The following is an 8,230-nucleotide window of genomic DNA, read 5'->3' on the forward strand; positions in this document are numbered from 1 at the left end:
CACTTATATATTCTGGTGAAGCGTAATTGACTGGTACTTGTGGGTGAGCAACTAAAGAACTAAACTTTTGCAACTAAAAAGCTAAAATTACAACTATATCTATAAATTGGGCAAACTAACTTATGAGGGTGCTTTTTTCAGTTAAAGCAGTTTTTGATATTATCTGGATTACCAATATTCGAGTATTTTGATTTTGAATGTGCATGTTTTACAACGTATGGTGTGTTCTCAAGTATGCACTAAAAGGGATTCTCTTTTTTTGCTGAGGAGGTGCACTTTTAATACAAAAGTGCGTTATAAACAGCGCTTCGCCAAAGCGTGTTTTAATAAGAGTACATAAATTACCAAGAATTACCTATCAAATTGGTAATTACCACCGGCTGGGGTAATTGAAGGCAAAACTCTTGTAAGTGCCTTTTTTTACTGCAGGCTTTGACATTTTATTTATATAATCCTTAGTAGTAACACCTCTATAGAATCAAAAGTAAAGTGTATAAATTCTGTTTATAGCCCTATAATCCGTTAAATTCCCATTATTACGGATTTTGTTTGCAAGGTTGATTTATGCCTAAAAATGGACAAGCTCGTGTACCCTCTTTAGACGAACAGCATCATTTATTCGAAGTTATTCTGCAAAACCGTCATCCAGAGAAAAATACTGCAATTATGCAAATCAGTTTCAAGCTCGGATTGCGAGCGCAAGAGATTGCTTTGCTACAAATAAAAGAGATTGCACAACTAACTTCTCGTTGCGACTTCACATTACTTCAGGTGATGACCTTACCCGCCTCGTATACGAAAGGCGCTGATGCCATGAAACGCTCAAAGAGTAAATATGAGCGCAAAACCATCAGCTTTAAGAAGTCAGCATTTGATCAAATGATACGTCAAGTTGAAAAACTGGTTCAGGTAGGTGCTGACGTAAACCCTGAAGATTTCTATCCTCCTGTGAAACAACATAAAGGTAAATCCCGTGATCTTCCCATGGTTGATACTGATTTGAGGCGGGCTCTTACTGAGTATTTACAAATTCGTATATCAAAAGAATCACACCTAAAGCCTGGTGATCCACTCTTTATCACCCAGAAAGGTGGCCCCTACTCTCCTAATACACTTCAGGAACATATGGCTCTCATGCTCCGAAATTGGGCCGGGATCGAGAAAGCAAGTTCACATAGTGGTCGCCGTTCACTGATAACAGATGTGATCCATAAACAGAAGAAGTCAGTTAAAGTGGCTCAGAAAATTGCTGGGCATGTAAACGCCTCAACAACTCTTATATATGAAGAGCCGCCAGAGGAAATGCTTAATGATGCGCTAAAAAATCTGAATAAGAATTAACAAGCTGTTCGTTAAGGAATAACAATACAATTTAACCCAAGATAACGCCCTATTCATTTAGTAATCTGCTATACAATAAGATCGATGACTGACATAGCTCGAAAATGAGCCTTCATAGAACTCGAAGTAATTACAGCTATGTATCGCCGCCATTCAAAAAAGGAAGAGCCTTAAGAAAGTTGCTTCTTAAGCCTTATCTCTCGAGGAAGCTCAGGGCTTCCCCCGAGCTGCTGCTGCGCTAAACTCTGGACTACTATTTAGCTTTACGACGCGCAAACCCCATAGCTAGAAGCCCGAGACCTAGCAGCGAGTATGTAGCTGGCTCAGGAACACTAACCGCTTTAAAGTCAAAGGAAAAATCAAAGCTAACGAAATCCCCGGAAGCAATGCTAAAAGGACTTAATCCTGCCATATCAACTCGGATACCGTGGTCTGAAAACGATGTATCAAAGCTATATAGAGAATGGCCTGTAACTTGTGAAAAACCTGAAATTACTGCTGAAGAGTCTACAACAGAATCCATATTTAGAACTTCCCAGAAATCACCATTTGATCCAGACCAGTCCCACTGAGTCGCTGAGCTATTAACCAGTCCAATTGAGAGCTCGTTGTCCGACAAGTTGATAAAATGACTTACTCCAAAACCATACCCACCTGTGCGCGTCTCACTCCCTGCCCCGACAACGGCTGATTGTGTGCCAAACCTGTCTTTAATATCTACCGTATCTCCAATTAATCCAGCGTTAGCTGTTGTAGAGCTGATTACTAGAATACCGGCTGCTAGACCGCATAGTAACTTAGACATAAACAATTTCCTTGTTAAATTCTGCCGACACACTTCACCGGCAATAGATTGACGTACGTAAAAAATGGACGTCCATTTAAACATCATTCACTAATGCAATCCGTGACTCATGTAGCATAAGTTTACAAAAAATTACATGATGTTAACGCTATGACTTAAGAGAGCTATTACTAGCCTAATTTGACCAAAGTAAACAAAAACCGCCAACGTCCGCTTTCAGAAAGATAAAGACACAGGTATTGGTAATTATCTAGTACACCTCTTAAAACATCATCAACATCTTCGGGAATGGCTCTTTCATATTTTTCTATTTGATGGTACTTTTTTAAGCCCAAAAGTTTTCTGATTCTAGTTTGAGGTACTCCCGAGAGCATTAGATGCACTGCAAAGCTATGTCTAAAGGTTTCAGCGGTTATATTAAAGGGGGAGCCTCCCGAACGTTCGACCAGTTTATGTATATGACGATTTACAGTATGTCGATCCACACCGAAAAGTCTTTGATTGTGTTTAATTTGGTTTCCAATAATGTAAGACTCAATACGATCTTTTAGATCCGAATCTTTAATTGAGATAGATCGAGATGAGATCATTTCTTGCTGAGCTTTTGTGGGCCTCCCAGCCCTACTATGAAGCCGCTTCAAAATAACACTTCCTGACCGTTTAAAGCTTTCACGCTTTAAACCTAGAACTTCAGAAACAGTTGCTCCAGTACTCCACATTAAATCTAACAACAACCTTCTGGGTAAATATTTTTCATTATTAAGTAGCGTCAATATCTCTGGCTTTACCAAATATCTTGGGTACTTACTATCAATGTTGAAGAGCGATGCTCTATGGTCGATTAACTCATTCCAAGTGTAAGAGCATAGGTAACCTGAAGTTTCACGGTTTTGCGCAAAAACACGGTATTCAAATAACTGCTTTGGTTTTTCAAATAAGTGTTCCATTTTTGCCTCCTAATTTTGGAGCAAGTTAAAGGTAATTATAGCCACTATTTTTAGCCAAACAGCACTCTTACTAGAACAAATAACCATTAGAAACAAAGGTATAGTAACTATGTACCAATGTATGGGTTATTGGTGCAGAAATACAGGCTATTTTTATGTGTTGTTTACCACGTAAAATAACAGTCTCTTCGGTCTACTGAGGATGTGTACATGACGCGAGAGCAGCTAAGATTAGCGCGACTTGTCACCGCTGAGAGTTTAGTGCCACAACAACATACCAACGGTCGCGCATTTCGCACGGCGGTCGAATGTCGCCTCCAAGCAATGATCAAATATCCCGGTGCCGCTGAATTTCACTCCTATGACGAGTACCTATATGCTGCCCTGCAAGAAGGCGACCCTCGCGTGGTTAGTTACATTCCTCAACCGCTAAAACTTCGGTACCGAGGCGTGCCCTATCGGCCCGATGCCTATGTATTAAAACGTGATGGTCGCTACATTATCGAACTTAAACCGCGGGGTGAATGGGATGACGAAAAGCTTGCCGCACTCAAAGCATTCTGCCAGTTACATAATCTAATCTTTGAACTTATTGCCAACGAATCAGCCCGTGAACGTGAAACGGAAGCATTAAATTGGTGGCGTATCGTTCGCGTGCTATATCGTGCGCGTCATGTAAACACCGACAACCACGAATTAAATATTCTGCTTGAGTGGCCCCTAGGCCAGACCTTCCCCTTACGTCACTGGTTACACCCTTTGGACCGTGAATCGCGCGCAATGAGTGAAGTTGCCTTATTCAGGCTACTTCATCGCGGCAAAATTCAGGGGAATTTAACCCAATGTCGACTCAGTTATGATCTGGAGTTATCCCGATGTCCCGTTGGCGACATGCCCTCGCGCTAGCGCCGCACTACTACGATTACAATAATTGGCCATTGGTTGAGGTCGATGCCTTACCGGTTTCTGTGCGAAGTACGTTCCTACGTAACCAACAAGTAGCTTGTTGCGTACTAAATGGCGACGCACTTAACCACGTAGCAGAGCGTGTCGCCTTATCCCCTGGCCGGATCACTCAGTTACTTAATCGTTGTTTTACCGAGGATCATGACGGTCAATGGCCGTTGACAAAAGCGCTAATTCCCCATCAACATCTCAAAGCAAATGAACGACTTATTGCGCTGCCAAGCGTGCTCAAACCTAGCGGTGAAAAAGGGGCGTTTCAAGCCTTGCTCAGCGAACTGCCTAGTATCGAAGTCATGATCGATGAGGCTATTGCTGCGCACTTGAAAAAAGCACGATACGCACCAACCTTATTACTTCATTCCATTTTTGGCATGTACAAACAGTGTCTGGTCGATGCACACTGGCCACACGATCGCTACCCCTATACCACAAATAAGTACGGTTACGAATCCTTACGTCGTCATATTCATAAAAAGCTCGCGAATGCGCTTCAAGCACGAGAGCGCACAGCTCGAATGAAATTTCCAGCCAGCCAGCCCCCTTTGCAGGTCATGGATCGTGTCGAAATTGATGAGCAGGTCATTGATTTCCAGGGACGGCTGACTCTCTGTTTAAATGATGAATTAATCCCTCTGCGATTAGCTCGCGCGACTTTACTAATCGCAGTAGACGTGGCCTCTTCGTGTTATCTTGGATACCACCTATCACTCACAGACCATCCTAGTGCCCTCGATCTACAGACACTACTCGATAACTGTCTGCAATCTTGGCAGCCGATGACACTCACTTCCCCCTTATTTACTTACGACCCGGGTGCCACTTTTCCATCGTCCTTACCTGACTTATCGCCCCTTGTATTCGAACGCATTGCACTTGACAATGCCTGGATGCATCACGCAAAGGCGATTGAACAGCTTGTTGTCGTTGATCAAGGGGCGACCCTTGAGTTTGGGCATCCGAAACATCCTGTCGCGCGGAGTGAAGTTGAACGTGCCTTTGATTATATTAATCGCCACCATAGTCATAAATTACCTTCGACGACAGGATCGCATCCGCGTGACCCTAAGCGAGAAGATGCAAAAAACCGAACTAAACCTCCTGCCATCAGTCTGCAAACGTTTGAAGAAGCGCTTAGCATTGTGTTGACTCAACATAACGTACTAAGTAAAGGCGGAAGAAATGCCGGATCTTCCCCTCTAACGTTGTTTGCGCATCAATGGCAACATCACTGGCACCCCAGTGTCTCTGAAGACATTGGCGTGCCACGCAACCCGTTCCGCCTCCGGTTACGATTACCCATTAAGCGAAATCGCGACAGCGGGCAATGTTATTTGTATTTTGAACGCGTGCATTACTACCTTGGCGACCTCGCTCGATTAGCGCCAAGCGAAACACATGTCTACGCGAATATGGATGCGCGTGATATTCGCAAGTTTGAGGTCGACACCGAAATGGGCAGGCCTATCGGCGTAGCAACCTGCTCACGTTCCTGGCAACGATTCCCCCACTCCATCACGATCCGAAAATACATCAACAAATTAATTCGCCACGATAAAATTCAGGCGCGTGATCCCTTAGCGGGATTACTGCACTATCTACTTAAACACAAGCAGGAACCAAAGCATGCGTTGAGACTGCTACACGTAGCCACTACATTTCAATCGAACGGCGACGCCCTCGACCTCAATCAGCCAGAACGTGTAAAAGCGAAACGCCAAGCTAAAGCCAATGCCACATGGTCTAGTCAGACGGCTTTTAGCCATCCTGGAGAACCATCATGACGTCCCAGGAAATGCCTTTTCACCCCCTCATCGATACACCGCTAGAGGTCGTATTCGATACTCAAGCATCGCTCCAATTAGAGGAAACAGTGAAACGTTGGCTATGGACCGGAGGAACCGGCGGCTATATTATTGGGCCGGCACGAATTGGAAAATCCTTTGCCGTACGTCGTCTCGTTGATCGCTTGCGTAATCGTCAACAACGTCGCGTTCCGGTGATCTATACCTCCATCAATCGTCGTGATATAAAAACCATACGAGGCGTCTTTAACAATCTATGCTTGAGCGTCAATGTGCCTGTATCGAAATCCGACTCATCGGATGTTTTGGCCGCACGCTTCGTACAACATGCCTTGGATTTAGTTAGCCTTTATCAAACTTATCAGATCGTTCTGATTGTCGATGAAATGCAGCGATTAAGTCTGGATCAACTGTACGCGTTTTCTGAGATTTTTGATGCATTTGAAACCGCTAGAATCCGACTAATGTCGGTGTTCGTGGGTAATCAGAATGAGTCTAATCAACTCTTAGATCAAATTCACCAATCGACAAATGACCATATATACGGGCGCTTCTTTCGTCAACACACATCGTTTTACGGCGTGCAGTCTGAGTCAGCACTCAGGGAGATACTGACTCAATATGATTCCTTTACCTACCCCGACAATGGACCCAGCTTTACCGCGTACTTTCTACCCCGAGCAGTCGAACAAGGCTGGCGATTCGTCAATATGGCTAGCGACATCTGGCGTGTTTATTGTGATCAATTCTGCCAAGAGGAAGAGTCACAACTAACCATGGAAATCTGTCGAGCGACCCTAGACATTCTTCTAATGGACTTCTTGCCACGGTTGACGGTTGTTCACGACTATGACGATGCCCTTATTACTGAGGCCTTTTATGTGGCGGGGATCTGATGATCGTGAATAAGTATTTACCCGACGACTATCTCGTTAATCAAGGTCGTTTCTTTTGGCTACCCTATTTGAGTCAATGGGGACGCTGGCGTATTCAGTGCATGGCCAATCCTGGACTACTCATGCGCGATATACGCCAAGGTAATGATCAAACGATTTTTGCGACGCATGCTGATCTAAACCGCCATAAATTCAAACCAGCCTTACGTCATTGTGCACAATGCAGTGCGCTTTTCTATCATAGCGATATCTATGATTATCCTTGGTTAACGAATTGCCCCATTCATGATACGACCTTAGGAAGTACTTGTTCGCGCTGCCACTCCCCATATCCCAAAACACGACAGGAAATTGCTACGCGCCATTGTCCTCAATGTGGTCGAGGTAGGGATGACCGCATTGAAAAAACACTCGCCTCAATCATCGAGGGCCAGGCATCCCTAGCAGAAAAAATTGACTCGACGGTTGGCTATTTGACTAACCTGATCACTAACATTGATGAAAAACTTCGCATGAAGCTTGGTGACGAGGACAGACTAATACAGAAATTGGGATTGTCGTTCCCATATCCATCACGATTTTCGCCGGAGCATCCGGATTTTTGGGCAATATGTTGCAAAGCAGGTTGGTGCAAGAAAAAGCAGCTAAGAGCAATTCATGGCGTTGAGGTGAGCAAAATTTCTAGCGTCACATTTTATCTTCAGTCGTATGATACAGAAGCACATCGTGACCGATATTTTGAGCAAATTCACGATTTAGAAACGTTAGTCTTAGAGTATGGTATGTCACGTCTGAAATTAATTAGCGGTTTGCTTAAACAGCATCGATTGCTTTCAATTCAATCCTATCGATATCTTTCGATCAACCATTTCCAGGCGTTATCGCCACCTTGCCCTATTTGTTTCGCACTGAGCGTATGGCTAATGCTTATGTTTACATTAACGTCTCACTTCCACAGTGCTAAGGTGCTGGAGAAAAGCTTAGAAGAGATGACCCCTCTGTTCCTTAAACAAACCGGATGGGCTGGTTGCTACACGCTTATACAACGACTCGTCAAAGCATTCACTATCGTTCCCTTATTTGAAAGTCATGCGCTCCGTCACTTTATTGTACCTCGTGCATTCGATGCTTTGCTCTATGCCCTGCTTCGATATGCTATTCATTTTCAACAAACTTTGAACACAAAGGATTTTGAGTACTCGCAGACCTACAGGCTAAAACACGGTGATGAATACGAGACCGAAGATCTAGTATCGATCGCCTCATTTTCTGGATCTGCAGACGAGTTATCATTCTGTTTATCCAAAGAAGATGTACTAAATAAGATCAAAGCATTAGATTGGCCGGCAATAGAAGCTTGCAAATGTGGTCTATTTCAACAAGAGTACCGTTCTTTAGCCCCTCCCATGTTGACAGTGTTTAATGATGTATTGGATCTAGATACGTGCCGTGAGGATAGTATAATAACTTATC

General features: G+C 43.7%; 7 protein-coding genes. 5 read left to right on the forward strand and 2 right to left on the reverse strand.

Annotation, left to right across the window (positions count from 1 at the left end):
* Positions 1 to 564: 564 nt before the first annotated feature.
* Positions 565 to 1,341: a site-specific integrase gene (locus A3761_RS14990; RefSeq protein WP_068515018.1), complete on the forward strand. Its 777-nt coding sequence runs from the start codon at positions 565 to 567 to the stop codon at positions 1,339 to 1,341.
* Positions 1,342 to 1,594: 253 nt separating this feature from the next.
* Here A3761_RS14990 and A3761_RS14995 read toward each other — a convergent pair whose 3' ends face one another.
* Both A3761_RS14995 and A3761_RS15000 read right to left on the reverse strand, forming a co-directional pair.
* Positions 1,595 to 2,146 (reverse strand): PEP-CTERM sorting domain-containing protein, encoded by a 552-nt coding sequence (locus A3761_RS14995; protein ID WP_068515024.1) that lies wholly within the window; start codon positions 2,144 to 2,146, stop codon positions 1,595 to 1,597.
* Between the two features lie 170 nt (positions 2,147 to 2,316).
* Positions 2,317 to 3,093 carry a tyrosine-type recombinase/integrase gene (locus A3761_RS15000; protein ID WP_068515027.1) on the reverse strand — a complete coding sequence of 259 codons (777 nt, stop codon included), beginning with the start codon at positions 3,091 to 3,093 and terminating at the stop codon, positions 2,317 to 2,319.
* Positions 3,094 to 3,303: 210 nt separating this feature from the next.
* On the opposite strand from A3761_RS15000, the gene A3761_RS15005 reads away from it, so the two are divergent.
* From A3761_RS15005 to A3761_RS15020, 4 genes are all read left to right on the forward strand, one after another.
* The gene (locus A3761_RS15005) at positions 3,304 to 3,999 is read left to right on the forward strand and encodes a TnsA endonuclease N-terminal domain-containing protein (protein WP_068513285.1); all 696 of its coding nucleotides are present in this window, start codon (positions 3,304 to 3,306) and stop codon (positions 3,997 to 3,999) included.
* Complete coding sequence (locus A3761_RS15010; RefSeq protein WP_068515030.1) at positions 3,969 to 5,840, forward strand: hypothetical protein; 1,872 nt, start codon at positions 3,969 to 3,971, stop codon at positions 5,838 to 5,840. Before A3761_RS15005 ends, A3761_RS15010 begins: the two co-directional genes overlap by 31 nt.
* Complete coding sequence (locus A3761_RS15015) at positions 5,837 to 6,757, forward strand: ATP-binding protein (RefSeq protein WP_068515035.1); 921 nt, start codon at positions 5,837 to 5,839, stop codon at positions 6,755 to 6,757. Before A3761_RS15010 ends, A3761_RS15015 begins: the two co-directional genes overlap by 4 nt.
* A partial coding sequence (locus A3761_RS15020; protein ID WP_197473058.1) for a hypothetical protein occupies positions 6,757 to 8,230 on the forward strand: 1,474 nt, incomplete at its 3' end. The genes A3761_RS15015 and A3761_RS15020, both read left to right, overlap by 1 nt.

The organism is Oleiphilus sp. HI0123 (assembly GCF_001635315.1).